The organism is Eoetvoesiella caeni (assembly GCF_003315175.1).
In the GTDB taxonomy this organism is placed as follows: Bacteria; Pseudomonadota; Gammaproteobacteria; order Burkholderiales; family Burkholderiaceae_B; genus Eoetvoesia; species Eoetvoesia caeni.
Map to the genome: position 1 here is coordinate 98,959 of NZ_QNRQ01000011.1, position 19,781 is coordinate 118,739.

20 protein-coding genes are annotated in these 19,781 nt (G+C 65.2%); 1 reads left to right on the forward strand and 19 read right to left on the reverse strand.

What is annotated here, in order from left to right; all coding sequences use genetic code 11:
• Window position 1: 1 nt before the first annotated feature.
• The 14 genes from trbG to DFR37_RS17395 form a co-directional block, all read right to left on the reverse strand.
• Window positions 2-997: a P-type conjugative transfer protein TrbG gene (trbG, locus tag DFR37_RS17330; RefSeq protein ID WP_009518837.1), complete on the reverse strand. Its 996-nt coding sequence runs from the start codon at window positions 995-997 to the stop codon at window positions 2-4.
• Window positions 994-1,698: a conjugal transfer protein TrbF gene (gene trbF, locus DFR37_RS17335; RefSeq protein WP_009518838.1), complete on the reverse strand. Its 705-nt coding sequence runs from the start codon at window positions 1,696-1,698 to the stop codon at window positions 994-996. Before trbF ends, trbG begins: the two co-directional genes overlap by 4 nt.
• Window positions 1,699-1,710: 12 nt before the next feature.
• Window positions 1,711-3,072, reverse strand: a complete 1,362-nt coding sequence (gene trbL / locus DFR37_RS17340) for a P-type conjugative transfer protein TrbL (RefSeq protein WP_113934477.1) — start codon at window positions 3,070-3,072, stop codon at window positions 1,711-1,713.
• An 11-nt stretch (window positions 3,073-3,083) separates the two neighbouring features.
• Complete coding sequence (trbJ, locus tag DFR37_RS17345) at window positions 3,084-3,815, reverse strand: P-type conjugative transfer protein TrbJ (RefSeq protein ID WP_009518840.1); 732 nt, start codon at window positions 3,813-3,815, stop codon at window positions 3,084-3,086.
• Window positions 3,812-6,250, reverse strand: a complete 2,439-nt coding sequence (trbE, locus tag DFR37_RS17350) for a conjugal transfer protein TrbE (RefSeq protein WP_009518841.1) — start codon at window positions 6,248-6,250, stop codon at window positions 3,812-3,814. Before trbE ends, trbJ begins: the two co-directional genes overlap by 4 nt.
• 10 nt (window positions 6,251-6,260) lie before the next feature.
• Complete coding sequence (locus DFR37_RS17355; protein ID WP_009518842.1) at window positions 6,261-6,533, reverse strand: VirB3 family type IV secretion system protein; 273 nt, start codon at window positions 6,531-6,533, stop codon at window positions 6,261-6,263.
• Window positions 6,530-6,916 carry a TrbC/VirB2 family type IV secretion system protein gene (locus tag DFR37_RS17360; protein WP_009518843.1) on the reverse strand — a complete coding sequence of 129 codons (387 nt, stop codon included), beginning with the start codon at window positions 6,914-6,916 and terminating at the stop codon, window positions 6,530-6,532. Before DFR37_RS17360 ends, DFR37_RS17355 begins: the two co-directional genes overlap by 4 nt.
• Complete coding sequence (gene trbB, locus DFR37_RS17365; protein WP_009518844.1) at window positions 6,913-7,926, reverse strand: P-type conjugative transfer ATPase TrbB; 1,014 nt, start codon at window positions 7,924-7,926, stop codon at window positions 6,913-6,915. Before trbB ends, DFR37_RS17360 begins: the two co-directional genes overlap by 4 nt.
• On the reverse strand, window positions 7,923-8,411 hold the full coding sequence (locus DFR37_RS17370; protein WP_009518845.1) for a ribbon-helix-helix protein, CopG family: 489 nt from the start codon (window positions 8,409-8,411) through the stop codon (window positions 7,923-7,925). Before DFR37_RS17370 ends, trbB begins: the two co-directional genes overlap by 4 nt.
• Window positions 8,408-10,402, reverse strand: a complete 1,995-nt coding sequence (locus DFR37_RS17375) for a conjugal transfer protein TraG (protein WP_009518847.1) — start codon at window positions 10,400-10,402, stop codon at window positions 8,408-8,410. The genes DFR37_RS17370 and DFR37_RS17375 overlap by 4 nt, the downstream gene beginning before the upstream one ends.
• Window positions 10,403-10,620: 218 nt before the next feature.
• A complete protein-coding gene (locus DFR37_RS17380; RefSeq protein WP_009518848.1) occupies window positions 10,621-10,887 on the reverse strand; it encodes an EexN family lipoprotein in 267 nt (88 codons plus the stop codon).
• Window positions 10,884-11,825: a LysR family transcriptional regulator gene (locus DFR37_RS17385; RefSeq protein ID WP_081921843.1), complete on the reverse strand. Its 942-nt coding sequence runs from the start codon at window positions 11,823-11,825 to the stop codon at window positions 10,884-10,886. Before DFR37_RS17385 ends, DFR37_RS17380 begins: the two co-directional genes overlap by 4 nt.
• A gap of 254 nt (window positions 11,826-12,079) precedes the next feature.
• Entirely contained in the window at window positions 12,080-13,495 is a 1,416-nt protein-coding gene (locus tag DFR37_RS17390; protein WP_113934478.1) for a porin, read from the reverse strand.
• A gap of 120 nt (window positions 13,496-13,615) precedes the next feature.
• Window positions 13,616-13,990: a cupin domain-containing protein gene (locus DFR37_RS17395; RefSeq protein ID WP_113934479.1), complete on the reverse strand. Its 375-nt coding sequence runs from the start codon at window positions 13,988-13,990 to the stop codon at window positions 13,616-13,618.
• A gap of 274 nt (window positions 13,991-14,264) precedes the next feature.
• On the opposite strand from DFR37_RS17395, the gene DFR37_RS17400 reads away from it, so the two are divergent.
• Window positions 14,265-15,224, forward strand: a complete 960-nt coding sequence (locus DFR37_RS17400) for a LysR substrate-binding domain-containing protein (protein ID WP_113934480.1) — start codon at window positions 14,265-14,267, stop codon at window positions 15,222-15,224.
• Window positions 15,225-15,264: 40 nt separating this feature from the next.
• On the opposite strand, the gene DFR37_RS17405 is transcribed toward DFR37_RS17400, so the two are convergent.
• The 5 genes from DFR37_RS17405 to parA all read right to left on the reverse strand — a co-directional run bounded on the left by DFR37_RS17405 (window position 15,265) and on the right by parA (window position 19,584).
• Window positions 15,265-17,217, reverse strand: a complete 1,953-nt coding sequence (locus DFR37_RS17405) for a relaxase/mobilization nuclease and DUF3363 domain-containing protein (RefSeq protein ID WP_094159807.1) — start codon at window positions 17,215-17,217, stop codon at window positions 15,265-15,267.
• A gap of 402 nt (window positions 17,218-17,619) precedes the next feature.
• The gene (locus DFR37_RS17415; protein ID WP_425444239.1) at window positions 17,620-18,174 is read right to left on the reverse strand and encodes a S26 family signal peptidase; all 555 of its coding nucleotides are present in this window, start codon (window positions 18,172-18,174) and stop codon (window positions 17,620-17,622) included.
• A 2-nt stretch (window positions 18,175-18,176) separates the two neighbouring features.
• Entirely contained in the window at window positions 18,177-18,710 is a 534-nt protein-coding gene (locus DFR37_RS17420) for a DUF2840 domain-containing protein (RefSeq protein WP_009518855.1), read from the reverse strand.
• Window positions 18,707-18,949 (reverse strand): hypothetical protein, encoded by a 243-nt coding sequence (locus DFR37_RS17425; RefSeq protein ID WP_009518856.1) that lies wholly within the window; start codon window positions 18,947-18,949, stop codon window positions 18,707-18,709. Before DFR37_RS17425 ends, DFR37_RS17420 begins: the two co-directional genes overlap by 4 nt.
• On the reverse strand, window positions 18,946-19,584 hold the full coding sequence (parA, locus tag DFR37_RS17430; protein WP_094159805.1) for a ParA family partition ATPase: 639 nt from the start codon (window positions 19,582-19,584) through the stop codon (window positions 18,946-18,948). Before parA ends, DFR37_RS17425 begins: the two co-directional genes overlap by 4 nt.
• Between the last annotated feature and the right edge of the window lie 197 nt (window positions 19,585-19,781).

The window sequence follows — 19,781 nt, forward strand, 5'->3', positions numbered from 1 at the left end:
GTCAGTTCCTCCGCGCGCCCGTCGTGCCGTCCGTGCGCTCGATGCGCACCACGTCGCCCTTGTCGCCACCCAGGCGCAATTCGGCCGCGCCGAACAGCCGGTCCACGATGTAGTACGGCGACCGGAAGCGGTAGTTCACGAGTTGGCCATCGCCCTGTGCGCCGATCACGAACAGTGGCGGCAACTCGCCCTGTGCGATGCCGCCGGGAAACTGGATGTAGACTTTCTCGCCGTCGTCGAAGGCGCGCAGCGGCTTCCACGGTGTATTGCTACCGCTGATCGCGTAGCGGAAGCGGATGTTCTCCAGCGACAGGCCCGTATCGAGCGGCGCCGCCGTCTGCGCCGCCCGCGCCTGGCGCTGCAAGGCCAGCATGCGGTCGCGCGGATAGTCCCAGGACACCGACGCCATCCACGCCTTTTCGGTCGAAGTCAGTTCGATCAGATAGGTGCGGCGGCTGGTGGTGATGACCAGATTGGTCTTGAGGCCGGTGCGGATCGGCTTGACCAGCACGTTGACGCGCAGTTCGCCGCCGGCGCCGCTCGACGTATCGCCGACGATCCAGCGCACCGTGTCGCCGGCGGCGACCGTCACCAGTTCCTCGCCGGGCTGGAGTGTAATCACCGTGACCCGCTCGGGACTCGTATAGACCTGGTACAGCGCGCCGTCGGTAAACGGCCAGACCTGAATCGCATTGATGTAGCCTTCGCGCGTGGGCGCCATGCGCGCTTCCTCGTTGGCGCGGGATACGCGCACGCGCTCGTCCTCCGGCTCGGGTGTCACCTCCGTTTCCGCGAGTTCGGGCAGCGGCATCAACTGCCCCGGTAGCGGCAAAGGCTCCGGCACCGCAACCACTTCCATCGGCAGAGGTGGTTCGGGCAAGGGCTGCGCCTGCACCGGCTCGTCGAGCGTGATGCTCGGTGGCTTGCGTGGCGTGGCGCAGCCCGCCAGCGTGACGGCAATCAATGCAACAGCATAAAAGCGCAAAGACGGTTTCATGGCCTGCCTCCTTCGGTTGAGTCGAGTTCACGGCTCCATGACAGGCCGTTGACGTAGATGCCCAATGGATTGCGGCGCAACCGTTCCTCGGTGCGCGGCGTTTGCAGCACGATGGAGACCACCGCCGTCCAGCGTTCCAGCCCTGCCGCCGCGCCGTTGACGTAGCGGCGCTCCGTCCAGCGCACGTTGAACGACGTGTCGCTGGCGCGTACAACGCTGTTGATCTCCACCGTCACCGTTTCCCGGCCGATCCGCGCAAAGGGATCGTTGGTGCGCGCGTAGTCGTTGAGCACGGCCGCGCCGCGGTCGGTGGTGTAGTCGTAGGCTTCGAGCCAGTTGTCCCGCACCACGATCGGGTCGATGGACAACGAGCGAACTATCGTGACGAAACGTGCCAAGTGATAGCCGATCTGCACGTCTGTTGGCCGGTACGGCGTGGCTGCCTCACCGACGGCGCGCACCTGCCCGCCGTGGTCCACCTCCACCACGTAGGGCGTGACGATGGACTGCGCCGAGCGCCAGACGAGGCCGCCCGCCATCAGCAGCGCGAGCGCGAGGCAGCCGAAGGCCATCAGCCGCCAGTTCTTCGCCTGTGCGCGGGCCGAGCCGATGCGCTCGTCCCACACCTGTTCGGCAGCCTGGTACGGCGTGGCCGGCTGTGGTGTGTCGGCATAGCGCACCTGCGGTCGTTTGAATCGCATGGCAGGTTCTCCTTATGAGTTCGATGGGTCGCGCAGGCTGGGGCCGCTGCCCGAGCCGCCGCCGTCGCCACCGCGCAGCGTGTGCGCGACGGTGGTGGCGGCATGGGTGAGCTGCTGGCGGCGTTGCAAGCGCCTCGCCCACGCGGGTTGTCCGGTGCTGGCGGCGGCGTCCGCACTGCCGCCCTGAGCGGCCGAGCCGGTAGCAGCGCTGCCCGTGGAAGCATCGGGATTGATGGCGGCAGCGGCACGCGCCTTCAGCGAATGCACACCGGCGGCCACGCGCTGCCCGACCGACTGCGCGCCGGTCCTGGCAACATTGCCCAGACCGGCCGCCGCGCCCTTGAGGCCACCGCCGGCACCAGAGGAACCCGCTTGGAAGGCCGACTTGGCGCTGCTCGCGGTCGATGCCATCGAACGTGCGCCGCCGACGGCCATGCGGGCAGCGCCAGGTGCCATGCGCGCGCCGGTCGCAACGGCACCACCGACGCCGGTGGCTACCGCACCCACGGCAACGGCGGTCCCGGCCGCGCCGAGCGTGGCTCCCGCCATCGCACCGGCGCCGAGCTGCGGCGAACCGGACACCAGTCCGGTAGCAATACCCGGCCCGAAGATCCCGAGCGCCAGCAGCGCAAGGGATGCCAACATGATGACCAGCGCATGGTCGATGGAGGGTTCGTCCGGCGCGACCTGGAATTCGGCGAACAGGCCGGTGCCGATGCCGACGATCACCGCCAGCACCAGCACCTTGATGCCCGACGACACCACATTGCCCAGCACCTTCTCGGCCAGGAACGCGGTCTTGTTCCACAGCGCGAACGGCACCAGCACGAAGCCGGCAAGCGTCGTCAGCTTGAACTCGATCAACGTGATGAAAAGCTGGATCGCCAACACGAAGAACGTGACGATCACCACGAGCCAGGCCAGAAACATGACCGCGATGGGTGTCACGTTCACGAACACCTCGGGGAAGCCCGCCATGTCGCTGATCTGTTCGAGGATCGGCGCGCCGGCGTCAACGCCCACCTTGGCCAGCCGGCCGGGTTGCAGGAACTCCGCCTGCGTGATGGTCGATCCCGAAGCCATCAATCCCAAACCCGCGAACGAGCGGAACACGATGCTGGCCAGCCAGTTGAAATTGCCGATGATGTAAGCGAAGGCACCGATGTAGAGCACCTTGCGGATCAGCTTGGCGATCACATCGTCGCCCTGGCCGGTGGCATGGCTCATCGCCCAATAGAGGCCCGCGATGGTCATGTCGATCACGATCAAGGTGGCGGTGAGGAACGCAACCTCGCCACCCAGCAGACCGAAGCCCGAGTCGATGTAGGTGGAGAAGACGATGAGGAAGCGGTCGATCACCGAGATGTCGTTCATGGCGCGTGCCCTCAGTCGCCGCCGTAGAACGGCACGGTCTGCGGCGTGTAGGGCGTGCCTTCGCCGTGGAAGCGTCGCCGCACTTCGCGGGCGCGCTCGGTGGCTGCTGCCTGCCGCGCCAGTTCCAGCGACGCGGCGCGGTCCTGCGTCAACTGGAGCTGCTGCGCCTGGATCGCCTGCTTGGCCTGCAAGGCCAGCAACTGGTTGGTTGCCTGCATGGCTTGCAACGCGCCGGTGGCCGACTGGCTCTGGCCGACCAGATCGGCCAGCACGCCTTCGTCCTCGTTGAGGTTCTGCGACACCTGCGCCTGCATCCGCATGGCTGTGTGCAGGCCGTCGAGCGTGTGTCGCCAGCGTTCGCGCGCGTCCTGCGCCATGCGGTCACCACTGACGGTCGCGGCGTATTCGTGCGGGTACAGCCGGGCGAATTCCCGATCCATGTTCGTCACGTCGTAGGCCAGACCCTGCGCCTCGGCGATCAGGCGTTCGGTGGTCGCCAGCGTCGAGCGCAGGCGATTGACCACGTTGTAGTCGAGGCTCGTCAGATTGCGTGCCTGGTTGATGAGCATCTGCGCTTCGTTCTGAAGCTGCCGCACCTGGTTGTTGATCTGCTCCAGCGTGCGGATCGCGGTCAGCGTGTTCTGGATCAGGTTGGTCGGGTCAATCACCGCCCATTGCGCCTGCGCGGCAGGCAGCGTGCAGAACAGAGCGGCAGCGACGGTCGCAAGAAGTGTCTTCTTCATGACGGTTTCTCCTGTGGTGGATTGGAAGCGGCAGGTGCGGACGGCAGCAGATCGGCCGCCCAGTCCAGGCCGCAGTGGCGCAGCCAGGCGGCTGCGAAGCTGGAAGACGAAGCCGACGCTTCCACCGCGTCAATGTCGCGCTGGTCCTGCGGCGTCGAAGCACCGGCGAAGGCCAGCGCGACCGGCCCCAGGTCGAGGTCAAAGAGGCGATTGCCCAGCCGCGACTGGTAGTAGTAGTCGCGCTTGGGCTGCGCGGTGGCGACGATCTCGATTTGCCGGGCGTTGAGGCCGAAGCCTTCGTAGATCTTGCGGATTTGCGGCTCAGTGGCTTGTGGATTGGGCAGGAAGATGCGGCTTGCGCAGCTCTCCACGATGGCCGGCGCGATGCTGGAGTCCTTGATGTCCGCCAGCGACTGCGTGGCGAAGATCACCGACACGTTTTTCTTGCGCAGCGTCTTCAACCACTGGCGGATGCGCGCGGCGAACACCGGGTCGTCGAGGAACAGCCACGCCTCGTCGAGAATCAGCAAAGTCGGTGCGCCGTCGAAACGCTCGTCGAAGCGCGCGAACAGATAACCGAGTACCGCCAGCACGGCGGCGCGGCTCGCCATCAGTTCCTCCATCTCGAAACCCTGCACGTCGGCGGTGCCCAGACGGTCGTGATCGGCATCGAGCAAACTGCCGTGCGCGCCGCCGAGCACGTAGGGCGCGAGCGCCTGGCGTAGCGCGTTGTTCTGCAACAGCACGGAAAACCCGGTCAGCGTGCGCTGCTCCACCGGCGCACCGGCGAGACTTTCCAGCGCCGACCAGATGGCCGCCTTCTCGTCGGGGCCGATGCTCGCGCCTTCACGCAGCATCCGGCCTTCGAGCCATTCGGCGGCCCAAGTGCGGTAGCTTTCTTGGTCGATGCGCGCGAGCGGCTGAAACGCGATGCCGCTGTCCGTGCCCAGGTCGTAGTGCTCGCCACCGAGGCCGAGGATGGTGGCGCGCATCGAGCGGCCCATGTCGAAGGCGAAAATGCGTGAGCCGGGATAACGGCGGAATTGCATCGCCAGCGTGGCGAGCAACACGGACTTGCCCATGCCGGTCGGTCCAACGACAAGGGTGTGGCCGACATCGCCGATGTGCGTCACCAGACGGAACGGCGTGGCGCCATCGGTGCGCGTGACGATCAAGGGTGGCCCGTCGAGGTGGGCATTCTTCTCCGGCCCGGCCCACACCGCCGACACCGGCATCAGGTGCGCGAGGTTCAGCGTCGAGACGATGGGCTGGCGCACGTTCGCGTAGGCGTTGCCCGGAATCGACGACAGCCACGCCTCCACCGCGTTGAGTGTTTCAGGGATCGTGACGAAACCCCGGCCCTGAATGACGCGCTCCACCCTGCGCAGCTTCTCGTCGGCCGCGCCGGCATCGGTATCGAGCACCGTCACGGTCGCGGTGACGTAGCCGAAAGCGACTTGATCGCTGCCCAGCTCCTGCAAGGCCGCATCGGCGTCCACCGCCTTGTTCGATGCGTCGGTATCGACCAGCGGGCTTTCCTGTTGAAAGATCGTCTCGCGCAGCAGTGCGACGACGTTCTTGCGCTTGGCGAACCACTGGCGGCGCAGGCGGCCGAGTTCCTTTTCCGCCTCGGACTTGTCCATGCAGAGGAAGCGCGTGCTCCAGCGATAGGCGAAGCCGAGTCGGTTCAGGTCGTCGAGCAGCCCCGGCCAGGTCGAGGTCGGGAAGCCGCGCACCGACACCACGCGCAAATGCGCATCGCCCAACATCGGCGCAAGCCCGCCGGTCAGCGGGCAGTCGGTCAGCAGCGCATCGAGGTGAAACGGATGCTCCGGCACGGCCACGTGATAACGCCGCGTGGAGATGGTGGCGTGCAGATAGGTAAGCGTTTCGCTGTCGTCGAGCCAGGCAATCTCTGGCATCACGCCGTCGAGCAGGTCGAAGCAACGATCCGTCTCCGCGATGAAGGCGATCAGGCGTTCATGCCAATCCACGCCACGCTGCGACGTATTCTCGTAGAGCAGATTCGCGGCGCGTGCGCGGGACTCCTCCGGCGGCAGGCACACCAGCGTCAGGTGATAGCGGCTATCGAAGTGACTCTGGTCTTCCTCGAACACCGCTCGGCGTTCCTCGTCCACCAGCCACGACAGCGGTTCGGGAAACTCGGACTGCGGATAGTCAGCCGCTGACAGCCTTTCGGCCTCGACGAACAAGGCCCACCCGGAACCCAGGCGGCGTAGCGCGTTGTTGAGCCGCGCTGACGTGGCGATCAGCTCGCCCTGCGTCGCGCTGTCCAGGTCCGGCCCGCGAAAGCATGCTGTCCTTTGGAACGAACCGTCCTTGTTGAGCACGATGCCGGGCGCCATCAACCCGGCCCAGGGCAGCCAGTCGGCGAGCAGTGCGGGACGCTGACGGTATTCGGCGAGATGCAACATGGCGTCGTCCTCACACGTCCAGCAGAGGCTTGTGCTTGATGTGCCGCGCGAACACCTGCATGAACTGCGGATCGACGCGCGCCCCCCATACCGCGAGCGAATGGCCGACGATCCACATCACCAGACCCGGAATCCACAGTTGCAGGCCCAGTCCCACGGCGGCGGCCAGCGTGCCGTTGGCAATGGCGACCGTGCGCGGCGCACCGCCCAGCAGGATGGTTTCGGTCAACGAACGATGCAGCGGCACCTCGAAGCCGCTGGCGAACTCATCGGGCGCACTCATACGACAGCCCCACCGGAGAAGCTGAAGAAGGACAGGAAGAACGAGGACGCCGCGAACGCGATGGACAGGCCGAAGACGATCTGGACCAGTTTGCGAAAACCGCCGCTGGTATCGCCGAAGGCCAGCGCCAGGCCGGTGGCAATGATGATGATGACTGCGACGATGCGCGCCACCGGCCCCTGGATGGAGTCGAGGATGGCTTGCAGCGGCCCTTCCCAGGGCATGCTGGAACCGGCCGCGTGCGCCGTGCCGGTCGCCAGCAGGAATACGACCGCCAGCAGCAGCCCCTGTTGTGCTGGCCCGGCCAGGCACCGTAGGCGTGCGAGCAGGGAAAGCGGATTTACGGAAATGCGGGAATCATGAGAAACGTAAGCAGGCGTCATGGCAGTTCTCCAGAGTGGGTTGAGGACGGGGAAGGAAGCGGCGCGAGCGCGTCGTCGAGTTGGTAGCCCTGACCGTCGAAGCCGGTCACGCGGGCGACGGTCTGGACCTGGCGGGCACGGCCGCGCCCGGCAATGAAGACAATGACGTTCACCGCTTCGGCGATCAGCGCGCGCGGCGGCGTCATGGCGACTTCGAGAATCAGTTGTTCGAGGCGCAGCAGCGCGCCGTGCGCGGAGCTGGCGTGCAGCGTGGCAATGCCGCCGGGATGCCCTGTGCCCCACACCTTGATGAGGTCCAGCGCCTCGCCGCCGCGCACTTCGCCGACGATCACGCGGTCGGGGCGCAGGCGCATCGTGGCGCGCACCAGTTCCTGCATGCTCACAACCCCGGCGCGGGTGCGCAGCGGCACATGGTCGCGGGCAGAACACTGAAGCTCCACCGTGTCTTCGAGCACCAGCACGCGATCACCAGTGCTGGCGATTTCGGCCAGCAGCGCATTGGCGAGCGTGGTCTTGCCGGTGCTGGTGCCGCCGGCGATCAGGATGTTCTGGCGCTCGCGCACGGCGCGGCGCAGGAACTCGGCCTGCTCCGCACTCAGGATGCCGTCGCCCACGTAGTCGGCCAGGCCGATTACGCCCACGGCACGCTTGCGCAGGGCGAAGGCCGGACCCGGCGCGGCCGGCGGCAGGATGCCCTCAAAGCGCTCGCCGGTCTCTGGCAGCTCGGCGGTCAGCAGCGGCCGGCCGCGATGCACCTCCGTGCCGACGTGCGCCGCGACCAGGCGGATGATGCGCTCGCCATCGGCGGCCGACAGCGACTCGCCGGTGGCGGCACGGCCCGTGGAGAGCCGGTCGATCCACAGCGCACCGTCCGGGTTCAGCATCACTTCCACCACGTCCGGGTCTTCGAGCGCGGAAGCGATCAGCGGCCCCATCGCCGTGCGCAACATGCGAATGCGCCGATCCAGCGAGGTGACAGAGGACGATGGCGGCTGCGGGACGGCACTCATGCGGCAGCCTCCTGCGCGCGTTCCTGCGCTTCGGCCAGCGCCGCCGTCTCGTCCAGCCGCTGCGTGTCGGGCTGGATCTCCTCGTAGACTTCGCGCACGAGGCTGCGCCCGCGCAGCAGGTGGCGGCCGAGCTGTTCGATGAACTGCTCGAAGCGCGCCTTGCCCTGTGCCTTCGCGGCTTCCTGATGGGCCTCGGGCAGCGGTGTGCTGACGGTCAGGTAGTAGCGCACGAACAGCGCCAGCGTTTCGATCTGGATGTTCTGGTCGCGCTCCAGCTTCTCGAACTGGCGCGACAGGCGATCCAGCCGCTTGGCCATCGCCGCTTCGCGCTGGTCGGCCGCATCCGGCGACAGCCAGGACGCGAGTGCGGCCGCGACGATGCTGGATTTCGAGACGCCTTTCTTCGCGGCCAGCTCGTCCAGGCGCTTCGCATGGTCGCGCTCGATGAACAGGTTCAGGCGATGGCGGGAATGAAGATGGCTCATAGCTGGATTCCGTCGTCGGGGTTGAGGGCGGCCAGCCGAGCCGCGCGCTGCAAGCGCGGGTCGAGCTGGGACGGCAGGGGAAGCGGCAGATCGTCGTCGTCATCGAGCAGCGCCAGATCGCTGGCCGCGTGCTCGGATTCAGAGCTGTAGGCGACGACTTCGGACAGCTCGGGCTGTTGGCGCGGGCCGCCTTCGTTGGCGTCTCCCAAGTCCGAAGCCACAGCGGGCACGGCAGGCATGGCGGGAATCGCCAAGGCGCTCCAGTCATCGGGCCGCGCGGCCGGGGCATCGGCGTAGCGGCCCTGCGCCAGCGTGGGTGCTGGCAACACGCGGCGCTTGAAGTTGGCGTCCGCGTAGTAGCGCAGCTTCTTCGCCTTGATCGGCGGATGGCCGGAGACCATCACCACGGCGTCGTCGGGTGGGAGCTGCATCACCTCGCCGGGCGTGAGCAGCGGGCGCGCCGTTTCCTGCCGCGACACCATCAGGTGCCCGAGCCAGGGCGCGAGCCGATGGCCCGCGTAGTTGCGCTGCGCGCGCAGCTCGGTGGCGGTGCCCAGCGTTTCGGAAATGCGCTTGGCCGTGCGTTCGTCGTTGGTGGCGAAGGTCACGCGCACATGGCAGTTGTCCAGAATCGAATGGTTCTGGCCGTAGGCTTTGTCGATCTGGTTGAGCGACTGCGAAATCAGGAAGGCGCGCAGCCCGTAGCCGGCCATGAAGGCGAGCGCGGATTCAAAGAAGTCGAGCCGGCCGAGTGCGGGGAACTCGTCGAGCATCAGCAGCAGCTTGTGCTTGCGCTCCACGCCGTCGCTGCCATCGAGCGATTCAGTGAGGCGCCGTCCGATCTGGTTGAGGATCAGACGAATGAGCGGCTTGGTGCGGCTGATGTCCGACGGCGGTACCACGAGGTACAGCGATACAGGATGCTGCGCGGAAATCAGGTCCGCGATGCGCCAGTCGCAGCGCGACGTGACTTCGGCCACCGTGGGGTCGCGGTACAGGCCAAGGAAACTCATCGCGGTGGACAGCACGCCGGACCGCTCGTTGTCCGACTTGTTGAGCACTTCGCGCGCAGCAGACGCGACGACGGGATGCGGTGCATCGCCGAGGTGCTTCGTCGTCATCATCCGATGCAGCGTCACCTCGAACGGACACGCGGGATCGGACAGGAAGTTGGCGACGCCGCGCAGCGTCTTGTCCTCGCTGGCGTAGAGCACATGCAGGATCGCGCCGACCAGCAGCGCGTGCGAAGTCTTCTCCCAGTGGTTGCGCCGCTCCAGCGCGCCTTCGGGATCGACCAGAATGTCCGCGATGTTCTGCACGTCGCGCACTTCATGCGCACCGCGCCGTACTTCCAGCAGCGGGTTGTAGGCGGCGGACTTCGCATCGGTAGGGTTGAATAGCAGGCAGTGCGAGAAGCGCGAGCGCCAGCCGGCGGTGATAGCCCAGTTCTCGCCCTTGATGTCGTGGATCACGGCGGACGCGGGCCACGACAGCAGCGTGGGCACCACCAGGCCGACGCCCTTGCCCGAGCGCGTGGGCGCGAAGGTCAGGACGTGTTCTGGGCCTTCGTGTCGCAGGTACTGGCGGCCATGCAGGCCGAGGAAGACTCCGGATGGCTGGGTCAGCCCGGCTTTGCAGATTTCCGCGGCATCGGCCCAGCGGGCCGAGCCGTAGGTCGTGACCAGACGAGATTGGCGCGAGCGCCAGATGGACATGCCTATGGCGACCACCACGGCCACCAAGCCGCTTCCGCCCGCGATGGCGCCACCAATGTCAAAGACGTGCGACGCATAGGCGTCGAAAAGGAACCACCACTCGAACAGCTTCCACGGGTGGTAGATCGGCGTGCCAAGGAAATCGAACCACGGCGAGCCAAGACGTATCTGATAACCAAGGGTCGCAGCTGTCCATTGTGTGGCGCTCCACACTCCGGCGATCACGATGCTGAATACCACGGCAATCTGACCGAACAACACGTTCGTCCCTTGCATCTCCCGGCCTCCGATTTCCCCTGCGCGCACTGCGTTCAACGTGCCGCTGGTGTCAGGATCGGTGCCGGGTCAGTGCCGGTCAAAGACCGTTATCGGGAGAAAGGTCGAACAAAAAGCAAGAACTCGCGCAGGGGCGTAGGCAGAAAAAAAGCCGCAAGCGATGGCGCATTGCGGCGTGTTTGACAGAAATTAAATGATTCGTGGCGAACTGCCTACAATCAAAATTTGGGCGGATTCTCCAGTGATGTATACGGCACCTTGCCGTCGCCATAGAAGCGCTTGCGCGTTGCCTCAGAAACCCGGTTGCACAACTCATTGCCCAGCTTGGCTCGTTCCAGCTTGCATTGCTGACGCAGCTCTTTGAGGCGCTCGGGATTAGCTGCAAGGGACTCCACCGTTTCAATGGTGGTCTTGGTCGCGATCGGGTTTGACTGACCGCATGCGGTTAGCATCAAAGCGAGCAGAAGCAGGATGATCTTCTTCATAGCTCGATATCCTTCAAAGCACCAGATTTTGAGGATGCAGGCCAATCAGGATCGTTCGACTCCATGGACGCCAGCCGTTCAATGAAGCGAGCCAGCATCTGCGACGGTTCGGCGTCCCTACGAAGCAGGTAAGTAGTCAACAAGGGTGGCTGTCCCGCAAGCGGGCGCGCCACGACGCCTAGCTCACGACTGAATGCGATGTGCGCGCCACCCGCAAGGCCCAATGCCAAGCCGGCCGATACCAGCATCATCATCACGTCGAACGTCGCCACACGCTGCGCGATCAGCGGCTCCCGTTCCTGTCGGCGCAGGATGCGATCAACTTGGCGAGCATGGCCTTCGCATGCTGCGGGATCACCCAGCACGATCGGGTAGCGCAGCACTTCTTCCAGCGGAATTCGTTTGTAAGCCAGCACGGGATGACGCGCGGGCACGGCTACCATCAACTGGTCTTCCCAAACTGGATTGACGATGATGCCGTCGCCGGCCTCATCGGCCATGGAAAAGCCCGCGTCGTACAGATCATCATGCAGGCCCTTGATCTGCTGATCCAGCGGCACTTCGAAGAGCCGGATTTCGATTTCTGGATATTCTTCGCGGCAACGTGCCAGTAGCGCCGGCAGGCGCGATGGTGTGATGCCATCAGACAAAGCAATGCGCAACTGCCCGTGAAAGCCATTGGTAGCCGATTTCACGCTTTCACGCGCCTGCTCCAGGACTGCAAACACGCGCGGAATGTGATTGAGGAACAGCTTTCCGGCGAGAGTCAAGCGCGTGCTGCGAGTAGTGCGCACAAAGAGCTGCACGCCCAACTCCTCTTCCAGTTCCTTGATAGCACGTGATAGAGGTGACTGCTCGATGTGTAGCCGCTCAGCGGCACGGGCAAAGTGGAGTTCTTCAGCAACGGCCAGAAAGCAACGCAGATGACGAAATTCCACTGGACGATCTCCTTTGTGTGATAGCACCACCGACTGCTTCGATCGTTGTGGAAGCCTTAGCCTTGATCGCCATCATTTGCGTTAGCCGTAAAGATGGTGTCCCCAGTCAGAGGTGCGAGGAGCAACAGCACCGCCTCAACCCAGCGCTGGAACTAGCGAACGTTGCAGCTTCGTGTTCGCGCGGGGCACGTCGCTGTAGGTCAAGGAAGAGGCGTCGATGCGGCGGTCATTCCTTGGTCTTTCGTGGATGGAGGTCAGAACGCGATCTGCGTGCGGGCACCAACGGCTTGGTACCTCGCGCCAATGTCGCCACCGCCACCCGTTCGCTTGTCCACCGTGCCGTTGATGTAATTAAGCATGAAGCGGATGTTGCTGTTCACATACCAGTTCAGGCCGAGCGTGAGGTTCTCCTGCCGGCCGCCGAAGATGTCCCTGTCGTTGAGATCAATCATGCTGTAGCGCGCAGCAATCTCCCATGCGCCCCAGTCGCCCATCCTCCAGTCGAAGGGACGACTTGGCGCAACGCTCCCATAAGAGCCGGAGCTTGCGCTGTAGCGTCGCGTCTCGCCGGTGAGGATATAGCCGCCTTGGATGTAATAGCCGCTGAAGTTGAGGCTGGGCCCGTTGCCAGGGGGCCGCTCGACGTTGAAATCGAAATACTCGCCCTGGAAGTGGAAGCTGCCCAGTGTTCCGGCCAGTTCCGCGCTCAAGACGCGCGCGGAGTCGATCGGAAGAGGACCGGTGCCCAAGATGCGGTTGCCGTCGATGCGCATCTCAATCCGGTCTCGCAGGTTCAGTTCCGAGGCGCCCGTCGGCGCATCGAACAGGTACTGCACGTCGCCGCCGATCAGGAGCGAGGCGCTGTCGGTCAGAACTGGCAGGAACACCACCCGTCCGGTCGCGGCGGTCTGCCTTGCATCGTGCGATGTCCTGCCGGAGGCCGGTCCCGTCAGGAAGGCGCCGGCCCACCATTGCCGCTCGTTGGCGGTAATGCCGAAGCCTGAACGCGTGGCGGCGCCGATGCCGGCGGCGACTTCCACGGGCGCGGCTCGCTCCATAAAGGTGATGTTGTTGTTACTTGTCGCTCGGTCGAGCGAGTAGCGCACGCTGAGAATGCCGGCCCAGATCTTGAATGGTTCGAAACCACTATAGGAAAGGTAAGCTTTATCTAGGACCACGCCGGACCCGCCGCCGGACCCGCCACCCTCAAATTCGATGCTGTATCCCCAGTCGTTCAGGAACGCGCCGATGACCCCGAACTTCGCTCGGCGCGCGATCACGCCGCCGACAAGATTCTGCGGCGTCGTGGCCGTGGTGTTCGGCCGGTAGTTGTAGCCGCCGAAGTCGAGCTGCAGGCGGCTCGTGAGCGAGATGCAGTTTCGCCCGTCGGAACTGCAGATCGTCGGCTGGTTGCTGGAGGATACTCGAATGCTAGGTGCGTCGGCGGGCGGCTCCGTTTTGGCCGCAGCCATCTGCCCAGTGGCCCCTCTGGCTTCCTCTCGCCCCTCCGCAACGTCCCCTTTCAGGGCCTCGACTTCGTTCCGCAGCTCGTTGATTTCCGCCTTCAGCGCCTCCAGCCGGGCGCTGGCGGAATCCTGCGCGGCGGCGGGTCCGCCGGCGAGGATCGCAGCGACAATCGCCGTCGCCGTGAAGATTCCGCATCGTTTCACGCAATTACATTTACGCGGGCGAGGACAAGAATGGTCCGGTGCAGGTTCCAAACCACTTCGCTTAATGTGCCTGCTCACGAAGATCCTGCTCGTACTGAATTGCCCAGTCCCCGACACACGCTAGTCTTCCAATGGTTTTGGAATGGACCGCCCTTTGTCCTTTTCAGCCACGATGAATTCGAGAAAGCGGAGTCTCTCCGTTGAACTCGGATTCCAGTGAGCATGAATGGTGCCGGCCGGAACGAGCAGACTGTCGCCAGCGCGTAGAGTGACTGGCGGTTCACCTTCCTCCTGCCAGATGCCAGTGCCGGAAAGGATGTGGAAGGTGACCGCAGCCGGATGAAGGTGCCGTGGATTGATGCCACCCGGCTCATATTCGACGTGATAGACGGCGACTTCCTGGTTAGCCGTATCGGGCACGGCTGTTCTCAGCAGCGGCGCATGCGGTATCACGCCTCGCTTTTCCTGGGCGAAAGCCGGTTGGGTGTAAGCCATACATAAAACTCCTGTTATCGCAATGACGATGCTGAAGAGAGCGCCTTTGGTCACACATTGCCTCCCAACCTTCAGAGATGCCCAAAGGCCGGGTCCGACTGGAACCGGACATTGCGCTGGCGATAGCCAGTTGAAAACAGAGCCTGAATTAGCGAAGTAGTGCATGTGAGCCTCCGTAAGAAATTTGATTCTTTCAAGGCATATTAAGGTAGTAGGCATTGTCAGACAAACGACTTTAACTTACCATTCCCCCAAGAAAAAATTGGGGTCTCACATGATGCGACAATTACCCTCGCTGAACGGACTGCGGGCTTTTGAGGCGGCTGGCCGGCATGGCAGTTTCACTGCCGCGGCAAGAGAGCTGAACGTCACCCAAACTGCGGTAAGTCGCTTGGTCCGTCTGCTGGAAGATCGTTTTGGCTTTCCTCTGTTTCTGCGACATGCGAACGCGCTTGAACTGACGGCGCAAGGGCAGGCGCTGCTGTCCGGTCTGACTGATGCTTTCGATTCCATTGCCCGGCTCACCGAAAGCGTTACGGCAATGCGTAGTGGCCCGGTGCTGACGGTTGGAGTCGGTCCAACCTTGGCGATCACTTGGTTGATCCCGCGACTGGCAAGCTTCTATCGCAGCCATCCCGACGTCGAAGTGCGCATGGCGACGGGTGGCGCAACTCGTCCGGTACGCGATGACTGGACCTGCACTATCCGACGCGATACCGACGCGTTGCCGGGCTACAATGCAGAACGCTTATTCCCGAGCACCGTCGTGCCGGTCTGCACGCCGAAGCTCGCATCGACGCTGCGCTCGCCTGACGACTTGCGCAACGCGACTCTCATCGTCGTATCCGACATGCCTAATGAATGGCCACACTGGTTCGAAGCGGCGGGCTTAGGTTTCCCCCTGCACCCCGCCGGTGAGGTGTCATTCGAGAGCAACGTCATGGCGATGCAGGCAGCGCTCGACGGGGTCGGAGTCGCTATCGCTCAAATCCCTTACGTCAGCGACGCCCTGGCAGCGGGCCGGTTGGTCGCGCCATTCCCGATCGTCGCGCACACAGTCGGGAGTTGGCTTCTAGAATACCGCGCTATTCGAAAGGAAGATCCGGCACTTCTAGCTTTTCGCGCTTGGTTGCACCAGGAAGCTGATCTGGCGCGTCAAGTTGAGATCGTGCTAGGGCGTGCGAACACAAACGGAAGCGCTCGGCGATCAGCAGGCCACCCGCCGCGCGATTGACGCCGGCTTCGAGACGTGGAGCTGCATGGGGCATCCGACACTAGACGGATATGCCCTTGGTACGTCCGATTTCCCACGACACGCCACCGCCTCGCACCGTGGCGGCGATCTGCTGTCCCAGTCTCTGTTCGATCACCGGCCGCCACGGGACCAGACGGAACCCAATGCCGTCATCGAGCATCGCATAGCGCCCGCTGGCAAGTATGATGCTGCGCCGATAGATGCCGGCCACGCGCTGCCCGTCGGCCACTGAGCGATGCTCCAGCCCGGTTTCGGTGGCAATGTCCTGCGCGGCCTGCGTCAGTTCCCGATTGCGCAGCGTCGCCAGCAGGTTGCGCGCCAGGATCACCCGCTGGCCGCGCCGCTCGGCCAGTCCCTGTTTGGCCAGGAAATCTGCCCGATTCTGTAGCGCGTCCTTGACCTCGCTGCCAAAGCCAAAATCTCCAAATCTCTTGCCGCCACCGATCAACTGCTGATCCAGCCAGGTAGCCCCGATCACGTGAGCCTGCCGCTCGATGGGCAGGTGCGATTTCAACTCCACGGCCACGCCGCCCAGGCGCTGCGCGTCATACTGATGCCCGCGTGCGGGCAGATCGTCCGGCACCTTCCACAGCCCCTCGGCCACACGCTCCACGATACCGGCCCGGCGCAGGGCTTCCAGCCGACGGACATGGGCCGCAACGACTTCCTGCGGATCGCGGCCGGCCTGCGCCTGACCTTGTGCAATCGCCAGGTGATGATCGGTGCGATACAGCCCATCGCTCGCCAGCGCGGCGATGTTCCTGTCCGCCGTCCGCACCTCGGCGGAACCGTGCACTTCCACCACAGCGCCGGTCGGGTAGTTGCCGGGTGCGTCGCGGGCGTTGAGCGCGACATAGTGGGCCTTGCCATCCACGCCGTCGATGATCAGATAGCCCCGGTCGAGCAGTTCGTCGGCCAGCCCCTTGGCGGCCACCCGGCCGATGACGGTTCGGCCGTCCTCACCTGGCTCGAAGACAGCCAGCTCGCGCGGCTGGCCGCTCATGGCCCGTTGCATGGTGCGGATGATGTCGCCGCGCTCGCCCATCGCGCGCAGCGTTGGTTCCGCGTCGGCATGAACGGCCCACACACCAGGCTGGCTTTCACTCGCTAGTCCCATGCGCTGCAAGCGTTGCAGGCGGCCAACCAGCAGCAGGCGCTGGCGTTGCAGCCGGGGTTCGTTGAAGTGTTCGACATGCACCAGGCCGTCCGCCGCTTCACGCTGTAGGGTACGGTCCAACCCCGTCCACCGTTCCTGTTCCACCTCGCGCGCCATGCTGCGCTGGATCTCCAGCTCGGTGCGAGGCCCGAGCCATTCGGTGGCGAGTTCGGCGGCACGTTCGCGCATGCCGCGCGTGATGTACTCCTGCGAGATGATGAGGTCTTTGCCGGTGTCGTCCTTGCCGCGCAAGACGACATGGGTGTGCGGGTTGTCGGTGTTCCAGTGATCGACGGCAACCCAATCGAGTCTCGTGCCCAAATCGGCTTCCATGCGGGTCATCAGGTCGCGGGTGTAGCGCCGCAGGTCTTCCAGCTCGGCGGCATCTTCCGGCGAGACGATGAAGCGGAACTGGTGACGGTCCTCGCGGCCACGTTCCTCGAAGGCGGCCAGGTCGGCGTCGTCGGTGGTCGTGCTGTACGCCTGCCCCGGCTCGCCGTCGCGGCCGACGCCTTCGCGCTCGATGTAGCGCAGGTGCGTGATGGTCGAACGCGCGCCGGCCTGCTTGAGATACACCAACCGCACCTTGACGGTGGCGCGGCGCGAGGTCGCGGACAGCGACTGCCCGGTGAAGCGCGCGGCGACGTGGCCGCGCCCCAACCGCGAACCGGGTGCCTTGCCGCGTTTGCCGCCGGTGGCATTGGCCGCTTTGCTGGCCTGGCGCAGCACCTTGGAGACGAAGGCATCGCCGCGCTGCTTCGGCGCGCCGGGGCGCAGGCGGAAGCGGTCGGCGTCGTCATTGCTGCGCCGGCTCATGCGGCAGCTCCGGCGAAGTGCAGCGCACCACAGGGCGTGATGCACGCGGTTTCGCCAATGCCCGTGCGGCATTGACGCTGCTCGCGGCACGGTGCCGCGATAGGGCGCGTGCCGCGCCAACCCCACGTGCAGACTGGCTTTGTGCGCACCGTGGTGCCGCACCCTTCAATCTTGCCCTGCATCTTCCCCCGGCCTGACGGCACGGGGGGGGGCGATGCCCCGGCGGCGCTGCGCATAGCGCAGCTTGGCCGCCGGCGAGCGCCCGCCATGCCTGCGGCATGGCGCGCTCAGGGCAAGCTGTCTGCACGGGGGAATGCCGGTTGCTGCGCGGTGCGAACGCACACGCGCTGCACCGGCCTGAACACGGGAACGACATGCCGAACGGCGCGCTGCTGTGCGCCGTCACGGCTGTGGCTCCAGGCGGATCGGTCGCGCCACGCCGAGCACGGCGACGGCGCTGACCGGCCCGAAGTAACGGCTGTCGAACGATGCCGGGTTGGTGTTGCTCAGGAGGAACAGCTCATCATCGGCGAGCGGACGGCACTGTGGCCAGGATGACAGCGGCCGGCCCCAGCGATCGGTGCGCAGCACGGCGGCTATGGGCACGCCGTCGATACGCACGATGCCATTCACGATGCAGACGTGTTGCGGCGCGACCGCGCCAACACGTTTGAGCAGCGGAACGTGCGACGGCAGATAGCCGCGCTGCGCGGCGAGCGCGGCGGCGTCTGCCGGCAAGGTGGTCAGCACGATGCTGCCAACGTGCAGCGCGTGCGCCGGTTCGATGCGATACCAGCCGACCGGCACGCTGTCGGACGGGTTGTAGACGATGCGCGCCGATGGCTGCACGAAGGCCGCCCAGGCCAGCGCAGCGAGGCCGCAGGCAGCGAGTGCAGCCAGTGCGAGGCGCGCGCGATGGCGCGAGCGAGGAACGGCGCTTGTGGTGACGGTCGTGATGTTCATTGCAGTGCCCTCCCGGCCAGCCAGGCCGCATGACGTTCGGCGGTGTAGTCCGGCAGCGGCAGGCGTGCGGCGAGACGGTTGCCGAGCGTGCGCCAGTACGCGGGCGACACGTCGGCGGGGTCGATGCCCAGCGCTTCGATGGCGTCGATCCGTGCGAGCACGGATCGCGTTTTCTGTTCGCCTTCGGCGTGCAGCAGCAGGCGCGCACCAGGACGAATGCCGGGGATGTTCTGCATGGCATCCAGCGGCGTGCAGGCTTGCAGCACCAGGAGCTGCCAGCGCACGGTGCCGTAGTCGTTCGATTCCCAGCGGATGCGGCAAAAGACCGCCGCCGGCAGGAACACCGCGCAGCGCCGCCAGCGGTCGAGCTGCACGGTGCGAGCTGGATGGCCGAAGCGCAGATAGAGATTGATGCGCTGCTCGATGTAGGCGAGCGACACGCGCGTGAGCGGCACGCGGCTGTCGAGTGATGCGAGCGGCTGCGGTGAAGACGGTGGCGCAGCCATGACCGCCTGCGTGGCGGGGTTCATGGCGTGTGCTCCGGGAACTCGCGTTCCAGCAGCGCACGCAGCAGCTCGGCTACCGTCACGCCCTGCGTGAAGGCCGATACCTTGATGCGGGCGCGCATGGAGGGCGTTACATCGAGGGTCAGGCGCGCGGTGTAGAGGTCGCTTTTCTGGACGCCGTTGGCGTCGCCTTGGCGAATCCAGGCCTCGGCCTGCGGATTCGCCGGCGGTCGCACGCCGATGGCGATGCGCTTGCTACTCATGGCGACCACCTCAGCAGCTCGTCGGTCAGCGCCGTGATCTCGCGTGCAGCAGCGCTGTCTGGCGCGGTTTCTCGTGCAAGCCGCCCAGCGGCCACGCTGTCGGCGAAGACGATGCGCTGGCGGATTTCCGCGTGCAGTGCGGGCAGCGGCTGCTCGGCGAGTGCGCCACGCGCTTCGCGTCCGATGACGGTGCGCACCACACGCCGGTTGATGACGAAGGCCGCGCGAAGCGCTGGCCTGAACAGTTGCGCCTCGCGGATCAATGCCACCATCTCGGCGCTGGCCCACAGGTCGTAGGGACTCGGTTGCACCGGCACCAGCACGCGGTCGGCCGCCAGCAGCGCGGAGCGCGCGAGTGCGGCGATGCGTGGCGGGCCGTCGATGACAATGTGATCGCAGCGGCGTGCCAGCTCCGGCGCTTCCTGGTGCAGCGTTTCGCGTGCGAGGCCCACGGCGCTGAACAGCCGTGGTAGCCCCTGCTGGCTGCGCCGTTGTGTCCAGTCGAGCGATGAACCTTGCGGGTCGGAATCCAGCAGGATGACCTGTTGACCGCGCAGCGCGAGTTCACCGGCGATGTGGGTGGCGAGCGTGGTCTTGCCGACACCGCCTTTCTGGTTGAGCAAGGCGACGATCATGGCGCAGCCCTCCTTTGCGGAAGGCGGCTCGATGAACGGCCTGAAAAACGCTGTTGCTGTTGACCTTCGGCGGTTATCCACCGCGCCAATAACAAGCTCTTGTTATTCGTTAGAGAGCTTTTAAAGTTAGATATAAAGTTAAGGGCCGGAAAAACCCTTGCGGCCGCTGAAGTTAGCGGCGATTTGCGCGCCTGATA

Coding starts and splice junctions, on each gene's coding strand:
- DFR37_RS17425 (WP_009518856.1), bottom strand. CDS start 18,949: ATGAGTAGCAAGCGCATCGCCATCGGCGTGCGACCGCCGGCGAATCCG.
- parA (WP_094159805.1), bottom strand. CDS start 19,584: ATGATCGTCGCCTTGCTCAACCAGAAAGGCGGTGTCGGCAAGACCACG.
- trbG (WP_009518837.1), bottom strand. CDS start 997: ATGAAACCGTCTTTGCGCTTTTATGCTGTTGCATTGATTGCCGTCACG.
- trbF (WP_009518838.1), bottom strand. CDS start 1,698: ATGCGATTCAAACGACCGCAGGTGCGCTATGCCGACACACCACAGCCG.
- DFR37_RS17420 (WP_009518855.1), bottom strand. CDS start 18,710: ATGAACCCCGCCACGCAGGCGGTCATGGCTGCGCCACCGTCTTCACCG.
- DFR37_RS17405 (WP_094159807.1), bottom strand. CDS start 17,217: ATGAGCCGGCGCAGCAATGACGACGCCGACCGCTTCCGCCTGCGCCCC.
- trbJ (WP_009518840.1), bottom strand. CDS start 3,815: ATGAAGAAGACACTTCTTGCGACCGTCGCTGCCGCTCTGTTCTGCACG.
- trbB (WP_009518844.1), bottom strand. CDS start 7,926: ATGAGTGCCGTCCCGCAGCCGCCATCGTCCTCTGTCACCTCGCTGGAT.
- DFR37_RS17355 (WP_009518842.1), bottom strand. CDS start 6,533: ATGAGTGCGCCCGATGAGTTCGCCAGCGGCTTCGAGGTGCCGCTGCAT.
- DFR37_RS17395 (WP_113934479.1), bottom strand. CDS start 13,990: ATGGCTTACACCCAACCGGCTTTCGCCCAGGAAAAGCGAGGCGTGATA.
- DFR37_RS17375 (WP_009518847.1), bottom strand. CDS start 10,402: ATGCAAGGGACGAACGTGTTGTTCGGTCAGATTGCCGTGGTATTCAGC.
- trbL (WP_113934477.1), bottom strand. CDS start 3,072: ATGAACGACATCTCGGTGATCGACCGCTTCCTCATCGTCTTCTCCACC.
- DFR37_RS17360 (WP_009518843.1), bottom strand. CDS start 6,916: ATGACGCCTGCTTACGTTTCTCATGATTCCCGCATTTCCGTAAATCCG.
- DFR37_RS17380 (WP_009518848.1), bottom strand. CDS start 10,887: ATGAAGAAGATCATCCTGCTTCTGCTCGCTTTGATGCTAACCGCATGC.
- trbE (WP_009518841.1), bottom strand. CDS start 6,250: ATGTTGCATCTCGCCGAATACCGTCAGCGTCCCGCACTGCTCGCCGAC.
- DFR37_RS17370 (WP_009518845.1), bottom strand. CDS start 8,411: ATGAGCCATCTTCATTCCCGCCATCGCCTGAACCTGTTCATCGAGCGC.
- DFR37_RS17400 (WP_113934480.1), top strand. CDS start 14,265: ATGATGCGACAATTACCCTCGCTGAACGGACTGCGGGCTTTTGAGGCG.